General features: G+C 57.0%; 18 protein-coding genes. 9 read left to right on the forward strand and 9 right to left on the reverse strand.

Annotated features, from left to right (window positions below; genetic code table 11):
* The first annotated feature begins 31 nt into the window (after nt 1-31).
* Nucleotides 32-1,069, forward strand: coding sequence for a GGDEF domain-containing protein (locus tag AO726_RS03180; protein WP_058066594.1), 1,038 nt, complete (start codon nt 32-34; stop codon nt 1,067-1,069).
* Between the two features lie 3 nt (nt 1,070-1,072).
* On the opposite strand, the gene AO726_RS03185 is transcribed toward AO726_RS03180, so the two are convergent.
* The 5 genes from AO726_RS03185 to AO726_RS03205 all read right to left on the reverse strand — a co-directional run bounded on the left by AO726_RS03185 (nt 1,073) and on the right by AO726_RS03205 (nt 13,926).
* A complete protein-coding gene (locus AO726_RS03185) occupies nt 1,073-2,260 on the reverse strand; it encodes an HlyD family efflux transporter periplasmic adaptor subunit (RefSeq protein WP_058066595.1) in 1,188 nt (395 codons plus the stop codon).
* Nucleotides 2,261-2,267: 7 nt separating this feature from the next.
* Nucleotides 2,268-4,415 carry a type I secretion system permease/ATPase gene (locus tag AO726_RS03190; protein WP_058066596.1) on the reverse strand — a complete coding sequence of 716 codons (2,148 nt, stop codon included), beginning with the start codon at nt 4,413-4,415 and terminating at the stop codon, nt 2,268-2,270.
* On the reverse strand, nt 4,405-5,667 hold the full coding sequence (locus AO726_RS03195; RefSeq protein ID WP_058066597.1) for a TolC family protein: 1,263 nt from the start codon (nt 5,665-5,667) through the stop codon (nt 4,405-4,407). Before AO726_RS03195 ends, AO726_RS03190 begins: the two co-directional genes overlap by 11 nt.
* A complete protein-coding gene (locus AO726_RS03200) occupies nt 5,664-12,602 on the reverse strand; it encodes an Ig-like domain-containing protein (RefSeq protein WP_058066598.1) in 6,939 nt (2,312 codons plus the stop codon). The genes AO726_RS03195 and AO726_RS03200 overlap by 4 nt, the downstream gene beginning before the upstream one ends.
* 481 nt (nt 12,603-13,083) lie before the next feature.
* Nucleotides 13,084-13,926, reverse strand: coding sequence for a CvfB family protein (locus tag AO726_RS03205; protein ID WP_058066599.1), 843 nt, complete (start codon nt 13,924-13,926; stop codon nt 13,084-13,086).
* Here AO726_RS03205 and AO726_RS21245 point away from each other — a divergent pair.
* The 3 genes from AO726_RS21245 (at nt 13,882) to AO726_RS03215 (ending at nt 16,812) form a co-directional block, all read left to right on the forward strand.
* On the forward strand, nt 13,882-14,130 hold the full coding sequence (locus tag AO726_RS21245; RefSeq protein WP_162491568.1) for a hypothetical protein: 249 nt from the start codon (nt 13,882-13,884) through the stop codon (nt 14,128-14,130). The genes AO726_RS03205 and AO726_RS21245 overlap by 45 nt on opposite strands.
* Before the next feature lie 76 nt (nt 14,131-14,206).
* Complete coding sequence (locus AO726_RS03210; protein ID WP_058066600.1) at nt 14,207-14,386, forward strand: hypothetical protein; 180 nt, start codon at nt 14,207-14,209, stop codon at nt 14,384-14,386.
* Between the two features lie 188 nt (nt 14,387-14,574).
* Entirely contained in the window at nt 14,575-16,812 is a 2,238-nt protein-coding gene (locus tag AO726_RS03215; protein WP_058066601.1) for an LTA synthase family protein, read from the forward strand.
* Nucleotides 16,813-16,869: 57 nt separating this feature from the next.
* On the opposite strand, the gene AO726_RS03220 is transcribed toward AO726_RS03215, so the two are convergent.
* The gene (locus AO726_RS03220) at nt 16,870-18,213 is read right to left on the reverse strand and encodes a DEAD/DEAH box helicase (protein ID WP_058066602.1); all 1,344 of its coding nucleotides are present in this window, start codon (nt 18,211-18,213) and stop codon (nt 16,870-16,872) included.
* Between the two features lie 175 nt (nt 18,214-18,388).
* Between AO726_RS03220 and AO726_RS03225 the strand changes: the two genes are divergently transcribed.
* The gene (locus AO726_RS03225; protein ID WP_058066603.1) at nt 18,389-18,814 is read left to right on the forward strand and encodes an anti-virulence regulator CigR family protein; all 426 of its coding nucleotides are present in this window, start codon (nt 18,389-18,391) and stop codon (nt 18,812-18,814) included.
* Nucleotides 18,815-18,833: 19 nt separating this feature from the next.
* On the opposite strand, the gene rarD is transcribed toward AO726_RS03225, so the two are convergent.
* From rarD to AO726_RS03240, 3 genes are all read right to left on the reverse strand, one after another.
* Nucleotides 18,834-19,730 (reverse strand): EamA family transporter RarD, encoded by an 897-nt coding sequence (rarD, locus tag AO726_RS03230; protein ID WP_058066604.1) that lies wholly within the window; start codon nt 19,728-19,730, stop codon nt 18,834-18,836.
* 171 nt (nt 19,731-19,901) lie between these two features.
* The gene (locus AO726_RS03235) at nt 19,902-20,501 is read right to left on the reverse strand and encodes an FMN-dependent NADH-azoreductase (RefSeq protein ID WP_058066605.1); all 600 of its coding nucleotides are present in this window, start codon (nt 20,499-20,501) and stop codon (nt 19,902-19,904) included.
* Nucleotides 20,502-20,645: 144 nt separating this feature from the next.
* Complete coding sequence (locus tag AO726_RS03240; RefSeq protein WP_058066606.1) at nt 20,646-20,960, reverse strand: hypothetical protein; 315 nt, start codon at nt 20,958-20,960, stop codon at nt 20,646-20,648.
* Nucleotides 20,961-21,091: 131 nt separating this feature from the next.
* Here AO726_RS03240 and AO726_RS03245 point away from each other — a divergent pair, with 131 nt between their 5' ends.
* From AO726_RS03245 to AO726_RS03260, 4 genes are all read left to right on the forward strand, one after another.
* On the forward strand, nt 21,092-22,021 hold the full coding sequence (locus AO726_RS03245) for a LysR family transcriptional regulator (protein ID WP_058066607.1): 930 nt from the start codon (nt 21,092-21,094) through the stop codon (nt 22,019-22,021).
* 9 nt (nt 22,022-22,030) lie between these two features.
* Nucleotides 22,031-22,843, forward strand: a complete 813-nt coding sequence (locus AO726_RS03250; RefSeq protein ID WP_058066608.1) for an alpha/beta fold hydrolase — start codon at nt 22,031-22,033, stop codon at nt 22,841-22,843.
* Nucleotides 22,844-22,847: 4 nt separating this feature from the next.
* Nucleotides 22,848-23,402, forward strand: coding sequence for a peptidylprolyl isomerase (locus AO726_RS03255; RefSeq protein WP_058066609.1), 555 nt, complete (start codon nt 22,848-22,850; stop codon nt 23,400-23,402).
* 76 nt (nt 23,403-23,478) lie between these two features.
* Nucleotides 23,479-25,311, forward strand: a complete 1,833-nt coding sequence (locus AO726_RS03260; protein WP_058066610.1) for an ABC transporter ATP-binding protein — start codon at nt 23,479-23,481, stop codon at nt 25,309-25,311.
* The last annotated feature ends 116 nt before the right edge of the window (nt 25,312-25,427 follow it).

Below are 25,427 nucleotides of genomic sequence, written 5' to 3' on the forward strand. Positions count from 1 at the left end.
GCCCATAACAACTAAAAATAGTGGCTTGCCTATGCGAAAACCGCACTTCGTCAAGCGCCTGCGCAAAGACTTCCAACTGTCCATCATGACCCTGATGGGTATCTTCGGCGTCCTTGGAATTGCCCCCTACGCGATCTATCGCCTCAGCTCTGGCGATATGGTGGTTGGCATTGCTGATAGCGCCATCGTCTGCTCGACTGTTCTGGCTGTTGTGTATGCATGGCGCACCGGCGACACCATCAAACCCGGTATTGTCCTATGCATGGTGTTTGCTTCAGCCGCCACACTGATTGCCATCAAGCTCGGCGTTAACGGGCTGTTCTGGATTTACCCGCTGATCCTGTTCAACTTCTTTATGGTCTCGCCCGGTAAAGCGCTGGTTGCCACAACGCTGGTTCTGCTGACACTGGCGACTTACGGCAAAACCCATCCGGGCCAGGTGTTTGAAAGTGACTATCAGATGACCTCGTTCCTGGTCACCGCGATGATGGCCAGCATCCTCAGCTTCGTCTTTGCCTACCGCACCCGCAGCCAGCGCGATCAGTTGCAACAGTTAGCGATTCAGGATCCGTTGACCGGCGCACGCAACCGCCGGGCAATGAACGAAGAACTGAAGATTGCTGCAGCAACCCACCGCCGTCACGGCAACATCTATTCCGTGCTGGTGATGGACCTCGACCACTTCAAAACCATCAATGACACCTATGGGCATCAGGCAGGTGATCAGGTGCTGATGGATTTTGTCGAGCTGATCAAAAGCTCGTCGCGAAAAGAAGACAGGTTGTTCCGCTTTGGCGGCGAAGAGTTCCTGCTACTGCTGCACAACACGGATCAGACTGGCTTACAAGCTGCTGCAGATCAGCTGCAACGTAAGGTCAGAGAACATCTGATCGGCCCCGGCGGACCGGTCACGATGTCAGTAGGCGGTGCGGTGTACCATCCGACTGAACACTGGGAGGAAACCCTGCGGCGAGCTGATCAGCGCCTGTACAGAGCTAAGAGTTCAGGTCGTAACTGCATTGTCATCAGCGATCCTGAGGAGCGTCAGAACAGCCTTTCGCTGGTCTGACGCTCAGTAGAGTCGCGCCTTTATCAGTGGCCTGATCAGGTAATTCAGGACGCTGCGCTTGCCGCTGAGAATATCCACTTCAGCCACCATGCCAGGGATGATTGGCAGGACCTTATCCTCCCGAACCAAGTGGCTGCTATCGGTTTTTATCAGCACCTGATAGTAGGGCTCTTTACCATAGGGCGTGGTCTCCTCAATGGTGTCCGCGCTGATCTGCTCCAGCGTACCGGCCAGATCACCATAGATGGTGTAATCGTAAGCAGTGATTTTGACTTTGGCCGGCATACCCGGCACCAGGAATGCCACATCTCTGGGCTTGATCTTGGCCTGCACCAGCAGTTGCTCTTCCACTGGTATCACTTCCATGATCGGCTCGCCCGGCTGAATCACACCACCGCGGGTATTGATCAGCACCGTGTTCACCCGGCCACGCACGGGTGAAATGATCTCGGTGCGGCGCAACTGATCCTGACGCTGCTGCACGATAGGCTCCAGCGCACTAAGCTCGGCATGTAGTTTAGAGCGCTCGGTGTAGGCGTCCTGAAAATAGCTGCTCTTGATCTCAACAAGCTTGCCCTGCAGCGATGCGACCTCCTGACTCAGACGCAGCGCCTCCATCTGACTAACGGCACGCTTTTCCACCATCGGCCGGATCAGCGCAAGCTGTTGTTGCGCCAAACTCATCTGCTGCTCGATAGCCCGGGTGCTCTCTAGCAGTTTTTCCCGGCGTGATTCGAACAACTCTCGCTCAGTGCGCGCCAGCGGGCTTTGCGGATCGACGCCGGGCGGGAAGACGATATCGGGCTTATTCAGTACTTCAGCGTCCAGGCGGGCTATAGCCGCGCGCAATACCGACGACTGGTTGGAGGACTCTTGATAGCTGGTCAGAAAGCGCGTGTTATCCAAGCGCACCAAGGGCTGGCCGACCTCCACCAGATCGCCCTCCTGAACCAGCAGCTTGTCGAGAATCCCACCCTCAAGGCTCTGGATTTTCTGGATGCGGCTGAACGGTACGACACGCCCTTCGCCACGGGTGACCTGATCCAACTCCGCCAGGGACGCCCAGACAATAAAGATCACAACTGTCGCAATCAGCGTCCATAACAGAGGCTGATAGACCGGATGGGTCGCCGCCAATAACGGGTCGCCCAGCTGCCTGCGCAGCTCCGCCGCGCTTTCATAATCCTTCATAGGCTCCTCACTGAGCCGCTTTGGCTATCTTTACTTCGTTACCCTTGACGATCTGACTCAAGGGGCCATCCATGACCACACTGCCTTGGCTCAACACCACCACCCGATCCACCAGCGCCAGCATGCTTTGCTTGTGCGTGGTCAGAATCAGCGTGCGGTTACCCAGCCACTTTTTCATGTACTCGATGACATGCCCTTCGCTGGTTTGGTCAAACGCTGCGGTGGGCTCATCCAGAAGCACCACTGGCGGGTCCTGCAGCAGCACACGCGCCAGCCCAACCGCCTGACGCTGCCCGCCTGACAGACTGGAGTTGCCCTGAATCGGCATATCCAGCCCCAGAGAATGGCTGCGGACAAACTGGCCAAGGCCAATGCCATCCACAACTTCCAGCATCTCCTCATCGCTCAGGGCGGCATTTTCCAGATTGAGATTTTCCCGCAAGGTGCCCTGAAACAGCGCCACATCCTGCGGCAGGTATCCGATGCCACGCTGGCGATCACTGGGGTCAATCTGACTGAGGCTTATGTCATCCAGCAGCAACCGCCCAGCCCCGACGCTAAGCAGCCCACTCATCACCCGCAACAGGGTCGACTTACCGGCGCCATTGCCGCCCAGTAACGCCACACGCTCACCGGCATTGATGCTCAGCTCTTTAATTTTCAGTACCGGCGCGCTGTCGCCATGGCTGACTTTGACACCTTGCAGCAAATAGCTGCCGTATAGCCTGGGTTTACGCGCAAAGGTTTTGTTTTCTGGGCGCTCCTGAGCAGCGGACATCAATTGATCCAAGCCTTCCATCGCCACCTTGGTGTGCTGCCAACGCCCCAGCAACTGCGCCAGCTGTGCCAGTGGTGCAACAGCCCGGGATGACAGGATCGAACAGGCTACCAAGGCCCCAACCGTCATCGAACCGTCGCTGATCAGGTAGACACCAAACACCACCACGCCCACGTAGCAGAGTTGCTGAACCATGGCCGACACGTAGGTCAGACTCGAGGCCAGTGCGTAGGTTTTCATGCTGCTGGTGGCCAGTTCAGCCGTAAGGCTTTCCCATTGTTGCAGGCATCGGCCTTCAGAACGGGTGGCCTTAACTGACTCAAGATGCTCGTAAGCCTCAAGCAAGACCGCATTCTTTTTCGCACCTTCACGCAGGTTCTGCCGTGACAAATGGCCCAGCCGGCGCTGCGCCAGCAGACCGGGCAAAATCATCAGGATGCAGCAGACGATCACCACCCAAACCACATGCCCGCCAATCAGGGCAATCACCAGGATAAACAGCAGCACAAAGGGCATATCACTGATCATCGCGGCGCTGGAGGACGTATAGAACTCGCGCACCGACTCAAACTCACGGACTTGCGAGCTGAAGGCGCCCATGGAGGCCGGTTTGGCTTCAAGACGGGTAGTCAGCACCCGACTAAACAGCAATGTGGACAGCTGCAAATCCAGACGCTTACCCAACACATTGAGCAAGTGCCCACGCATGATGCGTAGCACGCCATCCAACACGATGGCCAGGGCGACCCCGCCAGCCAAAATCCACAGGGTGTCGAATGCGCTGTTTGGCACCACCCGGTCATACACCTGCATGGCAAACAGTGCTGCGCCCACGGCCAGCAGATTGGCAACAAAGGCGGCGCTGGCCACTTCCAGATACGAGCGCCAAAGGCGCTTTAAAGGGGCAAAAAACCAGTGCTCAGGCTCGGCCTTGGCGAATGCTCCAACACGCTCATCGGAGCGATAACGGCATTTGGCAAATACTGCTATCCCGCTGTACATCGCGGTTAGCTCAGTGAGCGCTATACGTTCACGGCCACCTTCACTTTGCGGCAGCAGAACCTCAGCGCTGTCCCCTTCAACGCCCAGCAGCACAAGCGCTCCGTGGTCCTTCAGCAACAGCAAGACAGGCAGTAAGTAGCCTTCCATTTTCTCCAATGGATAGGCGGCCACTTTCGCGTTGATGTCCGCACGCCGCAATGCGCGGGGAATCAGGTTCAGCGGCAAGCGCCCCTGTTCCAGAGCGATACCGGACACCAACTCAGCGTCGCCCATCGGCCGCCCGAGATGATTACACAGCAAGACCAGGCCCTGTCTGACAGGGTCATCTGCGGCTGCAGCTTCCTGCTGCTGAATTCGTCCTGAATCAACTTTCATGGCTAAGCCGCTTCTCAAGCATGGCGCTCAGTAATCCCACCTGCGCTGCCGCACGATATTCGATGGTTTTTTGTTCTATTTTGAGGTTGATCAGCTGCCGCTCAGCTTCAAATCGCTCGCGCTGGACATTCAGCAGATCGATCACATCGCGACGGCCAACTTCAAATTGCTCACGGTAAAGTCCGGTCACTTGATCGGCCTGCTGCACTTGCTGTTGCAGTGATTGCTCACGCCAGCGCAGTGTCTCAGCGGTATCAAACAGCGTTTGCAACTTACGCCGGATATCCCGCTGCATGGCATCAGCACTCCAACGCGCCGCCTCCAGGCGCTGCTGCGCGGCGGCCGGACGATAAAAATTCGAAAGTCCCTGAATGGTCTCCATGCGAAAGCGCAAAGACACCATGGAGTCGTCCTCCATTCTGCCGCCGATCTCCCGGCGCAGATGCGAGGCCTCAAGGTTCAGCTGCGGTAGCAGCGAGGCTTTGGCTTCACGCAATTCAGCTTCGGCTACGTTGGCATCTTCAAGCGCCTTGCGCTGTAACGGTGAGCTGCTGATCACTTTGCCAACATCACCACGGGCCAGGTAGCGCTCCAGCGAATAGGGCTCGGGAATTTCCAGAGCCTCTGGTTCCTGCCCCACAAGAATCAAGAACTGGTTGCGCAGGTCTTGCAGCTTGCCCTTCTCGGCGGACATCTGTTCCTGCGCCCGGACCAGCTCAAGACTGGCACGATCCAGCTCGCTTCGGTCGGAATAGCCCTGACCACGGACTTCCGTCATCTGGCGGATGCTGTCGATATGTTCAATGTGCATCCGCACTGACTCCAGGCGTTGCTCTGCAGCCAGCAGCTCGAGGTAGGTCTCAACGATGTCCAGTGCCGCATCGTCCTGAGCCACCATGAGTTCTTCGAGCTTCTTGCGTTGGGTTGCATTGGCGCTTTCGACCTTACTGGCAACACGGCCCCAGTCGTAAAGCATCTGAGAAGCGGTGAGGTCGTAAACGACCTCACCGAAATCAAACTCCTGCGGGCCACCCGACATAGACACCGCCGGGTAATACCCGCCCTTGGCAATATCCACGTCTGTCCCGGCACGTGCGGCCTCAGCCATAGCCGCACGCACCTGAGGATTGATGGCCAGCCCAAGCTGCACAGCCTCGTCCAGCGGCATGGCCACTAGAGGCATAGAGACACCTAGACCGGTCAGGCAAAGACCCGCCCAAACCAGCCTATAGCTGGCTCGGCGTTTACTCATACCAACACCTGGACAGTATTGTCCTCAACCAACAAGGTATTGCCGCCAAAGGAGTACACATCGTAGGTCACGCCGTTGATTTCCTGAGTCGTTCCGGTGTTAGTGGCACCCGTCACTCTCAATGTGTCGTTGGCTTCGCCTGTGATCTGCAGCGTGTTGTTGCTATCAGTGATGATGCCCACTTCGGCCGCCGTAAGCGTCAGTACACTGCCGGAGTCACCTTTGCCCAGATTGATCCGCTCGATGTTGGCTAGGGTGCCAACACCCACTGCGTTGTAATCCAGGTTAATCCCACCGGCCAGCAATAGGGTGTCGAAACCGGCACCGCCATCAATGCTGGTGAAATTGGCTGAGGTGACTTCGATGGTGTCATTCCCATCACCCGCTTCTACACGGTCTCCGCTGCCGACGTTCTTGATCAGATCATGGCCGTCTGCGCCAATGATCCTTTCAGAGGAATCATTGCGAGCAGTCAGGAAATCATTTCCTGACGTGCCGGTAACGGATATTTCTCCCAGTGACAACAGTGCTCCGGAACCCAGCAAGTTCACACCATAACTAGCGCTGTCATTGCCAAAAGAGTCAGTTGCCACAATGTTGAACGAAAGACCTGCGCCGAGATTCAGTATGTCCGTCACGCTCAATCCCAAATCACTCAATAACTGTGGATTGAGCAGGTTCACCGAGAAATTTCCATTTGCATCGACAGTAGGATCAACAATCACGGTGGTCAACGGGGTGATCACTTCAACCCGAACAGAGCTGCCGGAGCTTGCAGTGCCAGACAATCCCAACACTGGAGTAGGGAGAAGTCGCACATCCAAACCAAAGTCACCCACGGTAACGGGCTGAGGCAAATTCGGCCCGATACCAACGGTGGCGATGTTCCCCTGGTTACCCGCCAGATCTTCACCACGAGCCGACACAGACGCTGTGAGCAACTGATCCCAGCTTAGCTCTATATCCAAGTCGGTAAGCAGGTTGATCAAGGCCTTGCCCTGACTGTCAGTAGCCACTGCCACAGTTGCGGTCACACCGCCAACTGCCACCTCGACCAAGACCTTGGTAAAAGGCTCGCTGGTGACCGTCAGCAGGTTGCCGACCAGTGTCAGCAACGGTGCTGCAGGTGGGATGGTGTCGACAACAAAGTTCACCGCAGTACTGCTGGTGCCGCCACTGATATCTGCGGTAATCGCCGCTGCACCCTCAGGATAAGCAGCACTTCCCCCCTCCGGCGCCAGCGTAATGTTGATGCTGCCAGCGGCGATATCGTCGCTGCTCAGGGTGTGAGTGACACTCTGCTCATAGCCGTTTTGGCCGCTGAACTTCACCGTCACAACCTGGCCTACCTGCATGGTCGGACGCAGCCCTACAGTGACCTGGATACCATTGCTGATTTCCACCGCATTGACGTAGCCATCAGCCGCTTCTGTCACGGTCACAGTCGGCGGAGCCAAATCCAGGGCATAGATAGTGGTCGGAGCACTGGTATTGCCAGTTGCATCCACAGCAACCCCACGGATTGACTCGCCCGCTACCAGTGCCGGGTCAATTGGCAGGCTGAACGTGCCATCCCCGCCAACGGTGACAATGATTGGATTGCTCTCATCACCATCGATAACGAGGTGCAACTTGCTGTTGGCCTCAGCCGTGCCGGTCAGCAGATTGCCATCGTGGTTGAGAACCAAAACCGGCGCACCTGGGGCCACCTTATCCACAACCATAGTGGCTGGATCACTTATGTTGCCCGTCGCATCGGTGGCAGTTGCCGTGACCACAGTGTTATGAGCCAGCGGGGTCGCCGGCGTTACGGTCCAGGTTCCGTCAGCACCAACGGTGGCTTGCCCAATTGGGGCGTTATTACCATCGGTGAGCTTAATGACCGCACCGATTTCCCCTGTACCCGTGATGATGGCTCCGGTACTTGGATTAATCACAGGTATATCCGGGGCCTCCGAGTCAACGGTCATAGTGGTGGTACCACTGCTGTTGCCTGTTGCGTCTTCAGCGCGGACCGCTACCACCGTATCGTGGGCAATCGGAGTACCCGGCGTATAGCTCCAATTACCAGCCCCATTGGCCTGGACTTCAATCTCCGGGGCTCCGCCGATGGAGATGAACACCTTGGCACCAGCTTCAGCTGTACCGGTGATGCTAACCCCTGTGCTCGGCTGCACAATCGGATTGTCAGGAGCGATGCTATCGACAGTAGTCGCTGCCGGGCCGCTGGTATTGCCAGCAGCGTCTTGGGCGCGCGCGTTAATCACCACACCATTGCCCAGCGCTGGCGACGGGCTGTAGCTCCAGGAGCCATCAGCACCTGCGGTTGCCTCACCAATCACTGTGCCAGAGCCAGTGGTCAGCAGAACCTTCGCGCCCACCTCTGCGGTACCGCTGATCAGCGAGCCATTGCTCAGATTCAGCACGGGCACTGCCGGTGCCTCAGCGTCTACGATGGCCGTTGCTTCACCGCTGGTATTCCCTGCGGCATCCCTCGCTACAACTTTGACCTCGGCGTCATGTTCCAGCTTCGGATTGGGTGTGAATGTCCAGTTGCCCGCGCCATCCGCCGTGACTTGACCGATCTGATCACCCGCGCTGTTTTTAATCAGCACGGTTGCGTTCGCTTCAGCGGTACCGGTCAGCGTGACCCCATTGGTAGGAGCAATAGTCGGCAGCCCCGGAGCCTCAGCATCCACTGTAGTCGTGGCGGGACCACTGGTATTACCAGCGGCATCCTTAGCCACCACGCTCACCACAGAGTCATGATCAAGACCGGGCGTCTGGGTATAGCTCCACTTGCCGTCAGGTCCCGCGACCACCAGGGCCAATTCACCCAGGACACTATCGGTCAGGATCACAGTGGCACCCGCCTCAGCGGTACCTGAGAACTCAACCCCATTGCTGTCGTTAACTGTTGGCGTCGCAGGTGGCTGCGCGTCCACAACAATCGTGGCCACCCCACTCTCGCTGCTCAGCGTATTAACTGCCTTAGCACTGACCACATCCCCGTGAGCCAAGTCAGGAGTCGGATCGAAGGTCCACGTGCCGTCTGGTTGAACCATGATCGTACCGGCCTGCTCAACACCGTTAATGCTCAGCTTGATCTCAGTACCCAGTTCACCTGTACCGGAAATCACAGTGCCGTTGCTTGGATTGATATGAGGAGTCGAAGGTAAGTCGGCATCTACCGTAATGGGTGATGACGGTAGGCTGATATTGCCTGCCGCATCCGTAGCCGTCACAGTAACCACCTGACCGGTAGTCAGCGGCGTGGCTGGGGCGTACTCCCAATTACCAGCACCATCAGTCATGACGGTGGCAACGACGGTGCCATCGACGGTGATTTCAATCTCAAGATTGCCTTCGGAAGCTGTGCCTGTAAGCAAGCTGCCGTTGCTTGGTGAAACCACAGGCTGCAGAGGCGCTTCGGCGTCGATGGTAACGGAGGCCTCAGGACTGGTATTACCTGCAGCATCGCGGGCCACAACCTTTAAGGTGTCACCATGGATCAGCGCAGGTCCAGGCACTGGAGACACACTCCAGGTGCCATCTGCCCCAACATCGACCGTGCCTAGCTCGACATCATTGCTGTCATAAATTACCAGCGTTGAGCCAGCCTCAGCCGTACCGCTCAGGCTGCTGCCATTGCTTGGCGCAACGATCGGAGTGGCTGGCGCAATGGCATCCACGGTCACTGCAGACGTATCACTGACATTACCGGTTGGATCGACGGCAGTCGCAATAACCACTTGGTCGTGAGCCAGGCGCGGGTTGAAATCGGCACTCCAGGTACCATCCCCAGCCACCAAAACGGTGGTCAGCACAGTGCCGCCGATGTCTGTCAAAATGACCGTAGTTCCGGCTTCGGCCGTACCGCTGACGGTGTGTCCATCACTCGGGAGGATCACCGGTGCATCAGGCTCAACCGAGTCAATGGTCACAGTTGCAGCCGGACCAGTGTTACCCGTGGCGTCACGAGCCTCCACAGTAACAACAGTGCCATGAGTTAACGCAGGGCTTGGGGTGTAGCTCCAATTACCATCTGAGCCAACACTTGCGGTCCCGATTTCTGTACCACCAGCACCTCGAATTACCACTGTGCTTTCAGGCTCAGCTGTACCAGACAAGCTGGTGCCGTTACTTAGATTGACGGTCGGAATCAGCGGAGCTTCGCTATCGATCACCACGCTTCCGCTTGGGCCGACGTTGCCCGCCGCATCACGTGGCACAGCAGTCACCGTACTATCATGTGGCAGTGAGACTGGCGGGACTTGGGCCGCCGGATCAAAACTCCACGTGCCATCTTCCTCAACAATGACCTCGCCAATCGGCGTGCCATCCAGGCTCAGCGTTAGGATGGAGCCAGGCTCACCCGTACCACTCAGCTCAGAGCCATTACTCAGGTGAATGATTGGTGCCGGAGGTGCCTGAGTATCCACAGTCGCTGCAGCAAGCCCACTGGCGTTTCCGGCAGCGTCCACTGCCTGCGCCTGAATGACAGTGCCATGTGTCAAATCCGGATTTAGGTCAAAGCTCCAGACACCGCCGACCACAGTGGTCTCCCCAACGGTATTACCACCAGCATCCTTGATCAGGATTGTGGCTCCTTCTTCACCAGTGCCACTGAGGGTTTTCCCATCTGTAGGGTTGATCACCGGAGCAGACGGAGCTTCAGCGTCGACGGTCAGATTGGCGACCACACTGGTATTACCCGCCGCATCCTTGGCCACAATATTCAATTGAGCATCGTGAGGCAGTGGGCTGGACGGAGTGAACGACCACGAACCATCTGCTGCGGCGACGGTTTCGCCTACTGGAGTGCCGTCAGCTAAGGTGATGAGTACGGTACTGCCTGCTTCAGCAGTACCTTCGATCACAGTGCCGTTGCTGGCCTTTGGCGTTGGCGCGTTGGGCGCTTGGGCATCAATGGTCGCATTGACCACAGTGCTTTCGTTGCCCGCAGCATCAGATGCCACAGCACTCACCACATCATCATGCTGTAGCGCAGAGCCTGGCGTTACGCTCCAGGTCCCATCAGGGGCGACCAGCGAAGAGCCCAACTCTGCACCACCGACCAGCGTGACCGTCACGGTAGAACCCGGTTCACCTGTTCCATGAATAACAGTGCCATTGCTCGGTGCGATATCCGGCGCGGCAGGTGCAATGCCATCCACCACAACAGTGACATTCGGGCTGGGATTGTTATTGCTGTCGACTGCATTCACGGTCAGAACCGTGCCATCCGGGACCGGAGAAGCCAGCGTGGTCGACCAGTCACCATTGGCGTCAGCCGATGCGGTGCCGATCTGATTGCCGCCCGCATCGCGAATGATGATGTCGACACCCGCTTCAGCGGTACCACTGACCTGAGTGCCGTTAGAAGGGTTAACCACGGGTGCTGCTGGGAAATCAGGCGCGGTAACAGTGACCGGCGTGCTTGGATTACCCGCAGGATCGCGCACTACAACAGTGACAGTCTCACCATCGGTCAATGGCGGAGTGAAATTACCGCTGAAGGTGCCATCCGGTTGCGCAACAACGGTTATATCCGGCTGACCATCGCCATCGGTGTCGATTTCAACATCAGCCCCAGCCTCGGCAGTACCGGTCACAGTGGTGCCGTCAGGTGATATCTGCACATTGCCAGCAGCCGCAGGAGGCGTGGTATCGGGTGCAGTCGCATGGGTCGGCGGGCTGCTGTTGCCCGCAGGATCTGTCACCACAACGGTGACTGTCTCACCATTGGTCAGCGGCGGGTTCAAGGTTCCGCTGAAGGTGCCATCGGGGTTGGCGACCACAGTAACGTCCGGCTCACCATCGCCATCGGTGTCAATTTCAACATTAGCACCTGGCTCAGCAGTACCCGTCACGGTGGTGCCGTCCGGCGACACCTGAACATTACCGGCTGCAGCTGGCGGCGTGGTATCGGGTGCGGTCGCATTGGTCGGCGGGCTGCTGTTGCCCGCAGGATCTGTAACCACAACAGTGACGGTCTCACCATTGGTCAGCGGCGGGTTCAGGGTTCCGCTGAAGGTGCCATCCGGATTGGCAATCACAGAGACATCTGGCACTCCATCGCCATTAGTATCGATTCCCACCGTAGCACCAGGCTCGGCGGTGCCGGTTACAGTGGTGCCGTCCGGCGACACCTGGACATTGCCCGCCGGATCAGGAGCAGTTGTGTCGGGAGCGGTAACTACCGCAGGCGGGCTGGTATTGCCTGAAGGGTCGGTGACGACCACAGTAATCGTTTCACCATTGGTCAGCGGCGGCACCAACGGAGCTTCGAACGATCCGTCCGGCCCCGCGATCACAGTGATATCCGGCTTACCATCGCCGTTGGTATCAATACCAACCGTGGTACCTGGCTCGGCTTTACCAGTGAGTTTGCTGCCGTCCTCAGACACTTTCAGGTCGCTGGCAGCATTCGGTGGAGTGGTATCAATCAGTTGCCCTGAAGGGCTTCTCGAACCACCGCCACCACCGCCACCGCTACTCCCAACTGCAGCCCCACCTGCGGCCACAGTGCCTGCCGTCAGGAGAATGGCACCCAGACCAATGCCATCGGAGTCGGAGGTCAGTGACTCAAATCCAGCCACGGTTTCCTGAGGGATATAGCTCGCCAGCAGAGGCCCATCAGTAGCACTCAGCGGGAGACTGACAGCAACTAGCTTGTCTTCCTCGACCAGAAACAGCTGACTTGGCTGCTGGCCGTCCGCATAGAAATTGGCAATGCGGATAGTCTCACCTGACTTCAGTTGAACGATCAGGTCAGAACCACTTTTGGAGTAGCCCACGACATCGGCGGGCGCGACATTGAGCGCGACTTTACTGCTTTCGGTGAGGGAGATCAGACCATCCGCTGAAACTTCAATTGCGGATGAAGAGGCAACATTTTGTGAGGCAGATGAGACTTTTGCTTGAATAGACATAGCTGATATTCCTTTCTTCCATGACCAATTTGAAACGCAGAGTCAAATTGATAACAAAAGGAATAGCATCGTTCTTAAAATAGTCACAGCCACATAATTTGGTTTTCCGACGAAGTGAAACGATGGTTCACAAAACTTCTGAAAGCCCCGTCAACACTGGGCTAACACCTCTCTCGAGATGAGTAATACGAGTGTGTTATCACCAACTTCAAAAGTGGGACATTCGTTCGCACTTAAGGTAGAACAACACCAAATCAATAAATATTTCATTGCTGTAAATCAACATTAGGTCCATTAAGGGCAAACTGCCAGCAGTCAAATGAAATAAACGTGCAGCTCGTCGGAATGTTGACGCCGGGAATCCTTACGCATGTTTCAGAAGAAAAGGGACACGCAAAAAAAACCACCGCTTGTCGGTGGTTTTTCTGATTGGATCAACGTCAACTGACGTTCGAGTCAAATCCTTGATAATCAGGTGACATCAGGAAGCAGCCAATTCGATCCGGTCATCGTGGATAACGATCAGCCCTTGCTTATACAGACCGCCAATCGCCTTCTTGAAATTACCCTTACTGACCCGGAACAGAGCCGCAATCTCTTCCGGCGAACTTTTATCGTTCAGCTTCAGCATCCCACCCTGCTCACGCAGCTGGGCCATAATCTGTTCAGCCAAGCCTCCCACTGCCCCCTGTCCTACAGGCTGAAGACTCAGGCTGATCTTGCCGTCAGCACGCAGCTCCTTAATAAAGCCTTTTTCCTGCATGCCACTGCGGATGAACTTGAACAGCTCGTTCTTGTGGATCAACCCCCAGTGCTTGCCATTGATGATGGCCTTGAAGCCCAGGTCAGTGGCCTCAGCCACCAGCAAATCAACCTCCTGCCCTACCGTGTAGATGGCCGGCTCATTGTCCAGGTGACGATCCAGTCGTGCTGTGGCGGTAATGCGCTTGGTGCGTTTATCCACATAGACATACACCACACAGTAATCGCCAATCTGCAGCGGGCGCTTTTCTTCGGAGTGCGGTAGGAGCAGATCTTTGGGCAGCCCCCAGTTGAGGAACAAGCCGACACGGTTTATATCCACCACCTTCAGGCTGGCAAACTGGCCAACCTGAACTTTGGGTTTCTCCGTGGTAGCAATTAATTTGTCTTCGCTATCCAGATAAACAAAGACATTCAACCAGTCATCTACCTCAGTGCTGGTGTTTTTCGGGATATAACGCTTTGGCAGCAGAATTTCGCCATCCGCCCCGCCATCCAGATACAGGCCGAAGTCTGTGTGCTTCACGACCTGCAAACTATTCATCCGTCCGATTACCGCCATGGTGCCTTACTCGATTTTCCAGAGCGACATTCTAGCCGAGTTACCCGTGAAATTCTTGCAGACGGCGTATTTACGCCGGGGCAGGAAATTGATTCAGTCATTCTGACCAGTGGTTTAAAAGTAATAAATAAACCATTTAAAACAGACGGTTATAAAAATGATAGCGCCATAAATAACGGAATAATTCAGTTATTTATGGCCTGACCGGACTATTAATTCTGCATTTATTGATCAATTAACGTACCCTGTCAGGTCAACTTTGATTAAAGGGGACACTTTCATGCGCGTAAAAGCTTCCGCTGCCAAAGCCAAACCAGCCCCGGCAACAGAAACCAGCGACTCGCTCGACGCTCAGGTCGAAGCCTTCCTTAAGTCTGGCGGTAAAATCCAGCAGATCGCCAAAGGCGTGAGCGGCCAGACCTACGGTGTTAGCAAGCAGATCACCATCAGCAAAAAGTAATTCGCCTGGCCATGCGCCCTGTTGTTCTGACAGGGCGCCAGCCGGCCCCAGCCACATCTCACGGGTGTGACTGGCACTCCTGATGCGCATGCCTCAAACTTGTGCCTGCTGAATATCGGCCACTCAGCCCCGCACAGTCCCAGCTAACTCTGTGCTCACGCTGAGAGTGCAAGTTCACCGGAGTTATTGTGCGCCCTCCCCGTTTTACCCTGCACCGCCTTTCATGGCCCTTAATCAGTCTGACCTTGCTGCTGCTCGGCATTCCGCTCGCACTGCGTTTAAGCCTGGGCTGGAATCATCTCTACGGCTATTTGTCTGACCTCGCCATTGGCAGCCTGTTGGTGGTGTTGGTGCATCAACGTCACTGGTTGCTCAGCGGCCTCAGTCTGGTGCTGTGGGGCATCTTATGCCTGGGCTCGGTTGAACTGGTCAGCGCAGTCGGGCGCATGCCCGCCCTCTCCGACATCCAATACCTGACCGACCGCCAGTTCCTCAGCCACTCAACCCAAGGCAGCGGCCCGACCTATCCCGGCCTGGCGCTGGCACTGCTGGGCACACTGCTGATCTACCTGTTCACCCGCTTGTGCCGCTCAAACACCGCCACCCGCTTCAAGCGCACCGCCCTGCTATTACCGCTGGCTCTGCTGGCAGCCCACGGTTTGCTGCAACAGCTCAAGCCCAGCGAGGCGGATCAGTGGCTGCAATTCAATTTGCCGCACAAATTGCTGGCTGAGGCAGGCAGCAGCGCCCGCCAACAAATACTCGATTGGATTGATCCGCCGCCGGCCGGCCCGGTCGATATTCGCGGCCTGAGCCAGCTGGACCTGTCCGGCAGCCCGCTGCTCAAGCAGGCCGGCAGCGCCCGCAATGTGCTGATTATCACCCTTGAAGGTGTCCCCGGTGCCTACCTGCAAGCCAGCCGCACCGCCATCGGCAGTCCGTACAACCAACAGCCTATGCCTCGCCTGAGCCAATGGGCCGAGCGCGGCATGCTTACTTACGACTATGTGCTGCACAGCCATCAGACTATTCGCGGCCTCTACGCCATGCTCTGCGGCGATTACAGCAAGCTGGATACCGGCACCCCGAAGGGGCTGGAACTACTCAACAACCCACAACGCAGCGAGCAGTGTCTGCCCGCACAATTGCGCGAGCGCGGCCTCAGCACCCACTTCCTGCAAGGGGCAGGCCTGCGTTTTATGGCCAAAGATCAGATCATGCCGCGCATGGGCTTTGAGCACACACGGGGCCGCGACTGGTTCCGCAACAAGCCCTATCTCGAATTTCCGTGGGGCATGGATGACAAGGCCTTTTTTGAAGGTGCGCTGAATTACATCCACACCCTGCGCCAGCAAGCTCAGCCGTGGATGCTGACCCTACTGACCGTCGGCACTCACCAACCCTACTCGGCACCGCAGGAGTATCTGGATCGCCACGAGACACCGAAACTGGCGGCCATCGCCTATCTGGACGATGCCGTCGCCGACTTCCTCGACAGCCTTGAACAACGCGGCGTGCTTAACGACACCTTGGTGATTGTCACCTCCGACGAGTCCCACGGTCTGGAGAATGTCCGGCTTGCCTCAGCCTGGGGCTTTAACCTGCTACTGGCCCCAGAACAGTCAGACTTGCCGAAGCTTAAACACGGCGTTTACGGCCACGTGGACCTAACCGCCAGCGTACTCGACTACTTTGCCTTCCCGGTGCCAGATGCACTCTCCGGCCGCTCCTTGCTGCGCAATTACGCCCACGGCCGGGAGATGATCTCCTACACCAACGGCCTGCTACGCCTGCATGATGGCCATGGCAGCCTGACTGAGTGCGACTTCCAGAATGTCTGCCGTCGCTACGACAGCGAAGGCTTTATTGCCGCTAACGCCCCGTTTGTTGGTCGTATCACGGGGCGACCAGCCAGGCTGATCAGCCAGCGCGCCGCCCTGCTGGATCAATCATTGCTGCACAACCAGAGCGAACAGCGTTTCCAGTTTGCCAACAGTCATCCTGTCGCCCTTAAAAACGGCGAGGTGGATGACTGGGCCGACAACCTGATCGGTGCCCAATACCTCACCCTCAATGCAGCTAGCCGTACCCAGGTCAGCCTGAAAATTCGCGCTACCAAACTAGACAAAAACGGAGCCCGGTTGCAGCTGAAGACCAAGGAATATGAACGGGAAACCGACATCGAAATCCCGCAGTTGCCGCTGCTGACCCGAGATCAGCCGGTAGAACTGACCTTCAGTTTCGACAATCCAAAAACCCGCAAGGCCTTCTCCTTCCACTTGACCGGGCAAGGTAACGGGGCCATCGAGATTGTCGATTTCACCGTAACCAGCACACCACTGCAGGATGAATCTGAGCTGCTCGCCACTCAGTCAGAAGCAGAGTCGAGCGAGCCTGGGGCAGATGCAGAGATGACAACGCCCTAACGCAAAACGGCGGATCAAGCTTAGGCTGATCCGCCGTTTCTGTTTCCCGCGCTGAGCTTATTCCGCTGTCGGCTTGCGACGCTTCAGCGGTGCCAGTCCATCCTGACTGACCAGCGTAGGTGCATCCGCCTTCGGCTTGTTGCGCTTGGCTGGCGACTTGGCGGCTGGCTTCTTCGCCGCTACCTTTTTGCCGTTTTTGCTGTCGGTCTTTTTCTTCTTGGTGCCTGCTGCCTTGCCCGACGCTTTGAGGTTCTTCGGCCCCTGATAGGTGCCTTTGAGCTCTTTGATGTTACGGCGCTCAAAGCGCTGCTTCAGGTAGCGCTCGATGCTCGACATTAACGACCAGTCGTTATGGCAGATCAGAGAAATCGCCAGACCTTCGCCACCTGCACGCCCCGTACGACCAATGCGGTGTACATACTCGTCACCGGAGCGCGGCATGTCGAAGTTGATCACCAGATCCAGGCCGTCCACATCCAGACCACGGGCCGCTACATCAGTGGCCACCAGCACTTTTACAGCCCCTTGCTTAAGGCGCTCGATGGCCAGCTTGCGATCTTTCTGGTCTTTTTCCCCGTGCAGGACAAAGGTTTTGAATTCTTTAGCGACTAACTTGCCGTACAAGCGATCGGCCTGGGCGCGGGTATTGGTGAAAATGATGGCCTTATCGTAGGTCTCATTGGTCAGCAGCCACTCGGCCAGCTGTTCTTTGTGGTGCGCGTGATCAGCCGTAATGATCTGCTGATGAATGCCCTCACTGATCTCACTGACCCGATTGAGCATCAGGTGCTCAGGATTCTTCAAAACCTTGCTGACCACATCACGCAGCGCTGCACCGCCCGAGGTCGCGGAGAACAACAGCGTCTGACGCTCGACATTGCACATTTCGGACAGGCGAAGCACGTCTTCAGCAAAGCCCATATCGAGCATGCGGTCAGCCTCGTCCAGCACCAGCACCTCTACTTCATCCAGCAGCAGGTTGCCCGCATTGGCGTGCTCAATCAGCCGGCCCGGCGTACCGATCAGAATGTCCACCTTGCGCAGCATGGCCGCCTGAACCTTGAAATCTTCACCGCCAATGATCAGCCCTGGCTTGAGGAAGGTGTACTGAGCAAAACGCTCCACTTCCTTAAGGGTCTGCTGCGCCAGCTCGCGGGTCGGCAGCATGATCATGGCCCGCACACTCATGCGCGGTCTGGACGAACCATCGCCAAACAGACGGCTCAGCATCGGTAGAACGAACGCAGCGGTTTTACCGCTGCCGGTTTGCGCGATAACCCGCAGGTCTTTTCCCGCAAGCGCCGGAGGAATGGCAGCAAGCTGCACCGGGGTAGGCTCGACAAAGTTCAGCGCGGCCACGGCTTTAAGCAGGCGTTCATGCAGGGCGAATTGGGAAAACACGTAATAACCTCGACGGAAGAAGCAAATATCAGCCGCATAGCGTACCGCTTTCCGGGCTTTTGGCCGAATTTCTTTGCATTCTGAACGATAAAAATGACGACATACCGAGAACAAATGTCCTCGCAACCGATCAAACTGTCCAACAAACCGCAATCAGTGTTGATTGGAGACTGTTATGCGCACACACCGAACTCCGCTGTTATTGACAGCCCTGCTCAGTCTTGCAGTACTGGCACAACCGGCGTTATCAGCCCCCAAGCATGACAATCCTGGCCGGGGTAATGGCAATGGAAACGGCAACAACAGTGACGTCAGCATCAACCTGAATGGCCCGTCTATCGACATTGGCCGGGTGCGCGTCGTACTTGGGGATAACCGCAACCTGATTGGCCCGACCCAGGCGTTACCGCCAGGCATTGCGAAAAATCTCGCTCGCGGTAAGCCGCTGCCGCCGGGCATTGCCAAGAATTTCGACAGTCGCCTGCTCAGCCAATTGCCGCACTATGACGGCTACGAATGGAAGCAACTCGGCACAGACGTTGCACTCGTGGCCATCACCACTGGCATCATCTATGAAGTGCTGCGCAACGTGATCGACTGACCCCACGCCAGTCCCGTTGCTAATCCACTTGGCGGGCCTGCTTCATCAGCACGCGCCCGCTGTCCAGCCCAACCAACAACACCGCCAGCCAGATCGGCAGATAAGTCAGCCACTGAGCCGAGTCAAAGTGTTCTCCCAAAAACACCAGCGCTACCAGAAACAGCAGCACTGGCTCTACATAACTGAGAATGCCAAACAGCCCCAACGGCAACAGCCGACTGGAGGCGATCAGCGAACCGAAAGCTGCCGAGGTCAGTACTGCCAATCCCGGTAGCAGCCAGAGCAATTGCGGTGAGTGGCCGAACAAATCTTGCGGCCCGTACTGCAGCACCAGCCAGATGGCCACCGGAGCCATCAGCATCATCTCAAACACCAAGCCACTGAGAGCATCCAGCCCCATACGCCGACGCAGCATGTAATACGGCGGATAGCCAAACGTCACCAGCAGCACCAACCAGGAAAACGCCCCGGTGCGCCACAACTCGTGAGCCACCCCCAACAACGCGCTGAACACCGCCAGACGCAGCAAAGGCCGCAGCCGTTCGCCATAAAAAATCCGCCCCGCAAGTACCATGGCCAGCGGCGTCAGAAAGTACCCCATTGAGATTTCCAGCATCCGCCCCTGCAGCGGTGCCCACAAAAACAGAAACCATTGCGTCCCCATCAACAACGCCGCCAGCGGCAGGCACAGCATCAATATGGGGTCTCGGCGGACCCGCGCAAACGCAGCCAGCAGATTCGGCCACTGGCGCAGCAACGTGATCAACAGCAGCACGGCGGGTATTGACCACAGAACTCTGTGGGCAAACACCTGCAGGCCGTCCAGCGGCTCAAGAAAACGAACATAGCCCGGCACCATGGCAAACAGCACCGAAGCCAACAACGAAAGCGCCACCCCACGCCCGGAAAGCTGCATCAAAATCCCCTAATGGCAAACTGCGAGGTTAATCACAAGGCAGCCATTCTGCATGGAAGTACCGTTAAACCCCAGTAGTGAGGGAGCAAAAATAAAAAGCCCGGTCAATTCGGGAAAAGACCGGGCAAATCGTCCTACGGGGAAGGACGAAAGGAGCATGGGATAAATCTTTCAGATCGCTTCAGCCAACCTGGCCTGAGCTTCGTTCAAACCGCGCTTCATAAACTCTTCACCCAGGTTCAGGCCTTCGGCATGAATAAAGCTCACATCATGGATGCCGACAAAACCCAGGACCTGGCGCAAGTACGGCTCCTGATGATCCTGTGGGCTGCCGGAATAAATGCCGCCGCGAGCCGTCAGCACATAGGCGCGCTTGCCAGACAGTAGGCCTTGCGGGCCGGTTTCGGTGTACTTAAAGGTCACACCTGCACGCAGCACATGGTCAAGCCAGGCTTTGAGCGTGCTGGGAATGCCGAAGTTGTACATCGGGGCAGCCAGCACCAGCACATCAGCAGCGAGCAATTCTTCAGTCAACAGATTAGAGCGCTCAAGCGCCGCCTGCTCCGCTGCACTTTGCTGATCAACGGGCTTCATCCAGCCGCCGAGCAGATCGGCATCCAGATGGGGCACCTGATCAACCGCCAGATTACGCAGGGTGAAGGTATCGCTCGGGTGGTTAGCCCGGCGCGCGGAGATGAATGAATCCACCAAATGATGCGATACCGACCCTTCGCTGCGGGCGCTGCTTTCAATCACCAGAACATGTGCCATTTCCATTCTCCATTCGGCCGGTAAGCGTTAATGGAGTGGAATGTTATGAGCGCAAATACCGATAAAAAAGCGCAATTAACTGCGCATTTCTATCTGATTATTTGATTTATCTGGCAATGAAATTTAGTCTGGTGATCAAGTCAGTCATTCCTGCTCGCAGGTGACGTTGATCCTGAGTTTTATGATGCTGCGATTGGATTTGAGTGTCAGCGTGCTGACCTGCCCAGCACCGATGACGGCCCGACGCGTCCGTGGAGCTTCAGGACCGCTGCGGAACACGGCCTTACAGCGGGCACCGATCTCACCATAGTTGTAGAGCTGCACGCTGGCCATATTGTGGTCGATCTGCAGAGGCGTTACAGACACCTCAGCGCCGTTGAGTTGTTTTTCAACGTCGATCGGATAGGCCATTACTGCCAGAGGAAAACTGGCAAGCACCGCGCAGCAAAACTTCTTCATCAGGGCAGTCTCCAAAACAGGAAGGCCAGTTTAGGGGCTGGGGGAGAAGCCGTCGAGTGCGTACCCGTTTCCCTAGTCAGTCTCGGCTCACGAATGTTTAGGCACCCGCTGTCAGTGCAAAAGGACCGGATATGAAAGCTCCACGGGTAACACTGGATCAATGGCGCACCCTGCAAGCCGTGGTTGACCACGGCGGCTTTGCTCAGGCAGCAGAGATGCTGCACCGCTCGCAATCGTCGGTCAGCTACACCGTCGCCCGCATGCAGGAACAACTCGGCGTACCACTGCTGCGCATCGACGGACGCAAAGCGGTGCTCACAGAGGCCGGTGATGTCCTTCTGCGCCGCTCACGACAACTGGTTAAACAGGCCAGCCAGCTGGAAGACCTAGCCCATCACATGGAACAGGGCTGGGAGGCAGAAGTGCGCCTTGTGGTGGATGCCGCCTACCCAAACGCCCGGCTGGTTCGCGCCCTAACCGCATTTATGCCGCAAAGCCGGGGTTGTCGCGTGCGCCTGCGGGAAGAAGTGCTCTCAGGCGTTGAGGAAATCCTTCGCGCAGGCACCGCAGACCTGGCCATCAGCGGCTTGAATATCACCGGTTTTCTCGGCAGCCAGCTGCACACCGTCGAATTTGTCGCTGTAGCCCATCCGGACCACGCCCTTCATCGCTTGCAACGTACCGTGACCTATCAGGACCTTGAATCGCAAATGCAGGTGGTGGTGCGCGACTCAGGCCAGCAACAACCCCGCGATGTTGGCTGGCTGGGCGCAGAGCAACGCTGGACCGTAGGCAGCTTGGCCACCTCAGTAACATTCGTCAGCAATGGCCTGGGCTTCGCCTGGCTGCCGCGCCACATGATCGAGCGCGAACTCAACGAAGGTCTGCTCAAGCCCTTGCCGCTGGAGCAAGGCGGTCAGCGCAATGCCACCTTCTATTTGTACCGTAACAAGGACAAACCCCTAGGCCCTGCAACACAGATTTTGGTCGACCTGATCACTCGCTTTGATACCGTGCCTCTGGGCGCCCCTTTCGCCGCCCCCGAACCTCACAAGCCTTGAGGCCCCGCCATGCCAGTGTTCACCCATAACGGCTGTAATCTCTATTACGAAGAGCACGGACAAGGCGCACCGGTGTTACTGGTGCACGGCCTTGGCTCCAGCACCCGCGACTGGGAACTGCAAATCCCTGTGCTTTCTCAGTACTTTCGGGTAATAGCGTTTGACGTACGCGGCCACGGACAATCCTCCAAGCCCCGCGAGCGTTACAGCATCAAAGGCTTTGCCGATGACACCGCTGCGCTTATCGAGCACCTGAACCTGCCCTGCGTACATCTGGTCGGAATTTCCATGGGCGGCATGATCGGTTTTCAACTGGCCGTGGATCACCAGCATTTGCTCAAGAGCCTATGCATCGTCAACAGCACGCCTGAGGTCAGAGCGCGACATTGGGGCGACAGGCTTGAGATAGCCAAGCGCTGGACGCTCGCACGGTTGTTGAGCCTGAATACACTGGCCAAAGCGTTGGGCAAGCTGCTGTTTCCCAAACCTGAACAAACCCTGCTACGGCAGAAAATGGAAGAACGCTGGCCGCAAAACGATAAGCGTGCTTACCTGTCCAGCCTGGATGCCATCATCGGTTGGAGCGTGCGGGAACGGCTGAGGCTAATCACCTGTCCGACCTTGGTGGTTGCCGCTGATCATGACTACACGCCGGTCGCTCTGAAGCAAACCTATGTTGATGAAATGCAAAATGCCCGGCTGCTGGTGATTGAAGATTCCCGACACGCCACGCCGCTGGATCAACCTGAACACTTTAACCGCAGCCTGTTAGCCTTCCTCAGTGAAGTCGAACAGACTGCCAACCCTGCCGATAAGGACTAAAACGATGCTGAAGCAACTGACCCTCGCCGCCTGTTCCATGCTGCTGGCCGGTAGCCTGATGGCCGCAGAAAACCCAAAAGTGCTGCTGACCACCACTGCTGGTGACATCGAGATTGAACTGAATCAGGAAAAAGCACCGATCAGCACCGCCAACTTCCTCAGCTACGTCGACAGCGGCTATTACAACGGCACTCAGTTTCACCGTGTAATTCCGGGCTTTATGATCCAGGGCGGCGGTTTTGATGCCAACCTTAAGCAGAAAGAAACCCAGGCACCGATCAAGAACGAAGCCGACAACGGCCTGCACAACGTGCGCGGCACTCTGGCCATGGCCCGTACTCAGGCCAAGGACTCCGCCACCAGTCAGTTCTTTATCAACCACAACGACAACGCCTTCCTCGATCACGGCGCACGCGACTTCGGTTACGCCGTATTCGGCAAAGTGACCAAGGGCATGGACGTGGTCGACAAGATCGCCCAGGTACCAACCGGTAACCGCGGCATGCACCAGAACGTACCAACTGAACCTGTATTAATAGAAACAGCCAAGCGTCTCTGATAGGCACCGCCGGAGGCCCAACCTCCGGCACTTTTGCAAGCAGGGACGCCCGCACTCAGGCAGGAAGCCTAACGCCATGTTATTTCGCTACTTCGAAACACTTATCGACGTCTTCAAACCCAGCCCGGACGTCGAACCACCCTCCGGCATAATCGCCTTCTACGCCCACTACCTGCGCCAGATCTGGCCCCTGATGATCGCCGTGCTGGTGCTTGGCTTCTTCGCCGCCTTTATCGAAGTTTTGCTGTTCAGTTACCTTGGCAGGCTGATCGACATGATCCAGGCCACGCCCAGCAGCGAATTCTTCAGCAAATACCAGACCGAATTGATCGGCATGCTGCTGCTCGCGCTGGTCATTCGCCCTGTTGTTTTCGGCATTCATGACCTGCTGACACACCAGGCCTTTAACCCCGGCCTGACCAACATGATCCGCTGGCAGCACCACCGCTACGTGCTCAAGCAAAGCCTGAACTTCTTTCAGAACGACTTTGCCGGGCGTGTCGCTCAGCGCGTATTGCAAACCGGCCAATCCCTTCGTGAATCCACCATGCAGGTGGTCGATGCACTGTGGTTTATCGTGGTCTACACCGGCAGCGCGCTCTACTTGTTCGCCTCTGCTGACCCACGCCTGATGATCCCCCTGATCAGCTGGATCATCCTCTACACAGCCCTGCTCAGCTACTTCGTACCGCGCCTGAAAAACCGCTCAGCAGCAGCCTCAGAAGCACGCTCAAAACTGATGGGCCGCGTAGTCGACAGCTACAGCAACATCACCACCCTCAAACTCTTTGCCCACACCCAGTTTGAAGAGCAGTACGCTGGCGAGGCCATGGGCGAGCTAGTGCACAAGTTCCGTCTGCAAGCTCGCACCATTACCCTGATGGACTTTCTCATCACCAGCCTTAACGGCCTGCTGATTGTCGGGACAGGCGCACTGGCACTGTGGCTGTGGAGTGGTGACCTGATCTCTGCAGGCGCGATTGTGCTGGCACTCGGACTGGTGATCCGCCTGAACAACATGGCCGAATGGGTCATGTGGGTGGTCAACGGCATCTTCGACAACGTCGGCTCCGTGCAAGACGGCATGAAGACCATCGCCCAGCCGCGTCTGGTGGTGGATAAGCCTGACGCCAAGACGCTGCAACTTGAGCAAGGCGCCATCCGCTTCGACAACATTCACTTCCACTACGGCAAAGAACACGGCGTGATCAGCGGCCTGAGTCTGGAGGTAAAACCAGGTGAAAAAATCGGTCTGGTCGGCCCATCCGGAGCAGGCAAATCGACCTTGGTCAGTCTGTTGCTGCGCCTGTACGACCTGCAAGACGGCGCGATCCTGATCGACGGACAAAACATCGCCGAGGTGACCCAAGACAGCCTGCGCGCACAGATCGGCATGATCACCCAGGACACCGCCCTGCTGCACCGCTCCATCCGTGACAACCTGCTCTACGGCAAGCCCGAGGCCAGTGAAGAAGAAATGCTCGCCGCCGTGCGTAAAGCCAGCGCCGACAGTTTTATTCCGCAGTTGGATGACGGCCAGGGCGGACTGGGTTTAGAGGCCACAGTCGGCGAACGCGGGGTAAAACTCTCCGGCGGCCAGCGGCAGCGTATCGCCATCGCCCGTGCGCTGCTGAAAAACGCGCCAATCCTGATCATGGACGAAGCCACCTCAGCGCTGGACTCGGAAATCGAAGCAGCGATTCAGGACAACCTCGACACCCTGATGCAAGGCAAAACCGTCATCGCCATCGCCCACCGCCTTTCCACCATCGCGCGGATGGACAAATTGGTCGTGATGGATCAGGGCTGCATCATCGAAACCGGCACCCACGCCGAACTGATCGAACGCGGCGGCCTCTACGCCCGCCTATGGCAGCACCAAACCGGAGGTTTTGTCGGCATCGATTAACCCAGTCCCGCGGGGTGGATCGGGGAGCTCTTCTGGCATTTCCCCCATCCACCTTTCTCAGGTGCCAGCAAGCTAACGGAATGAGACAGCAGAACCACCGCCACAGAATTGCTCTC

Source organism: Pseudomonas sp. TTU2014-080ASC (genome assembly GCF_001446935.1).
Lineage (GTDB): Bacteria > Pseudomonadota > Gammaproteobacteria > Pseudomonadales > Pseudomonadaceae > Aquipseudomonas.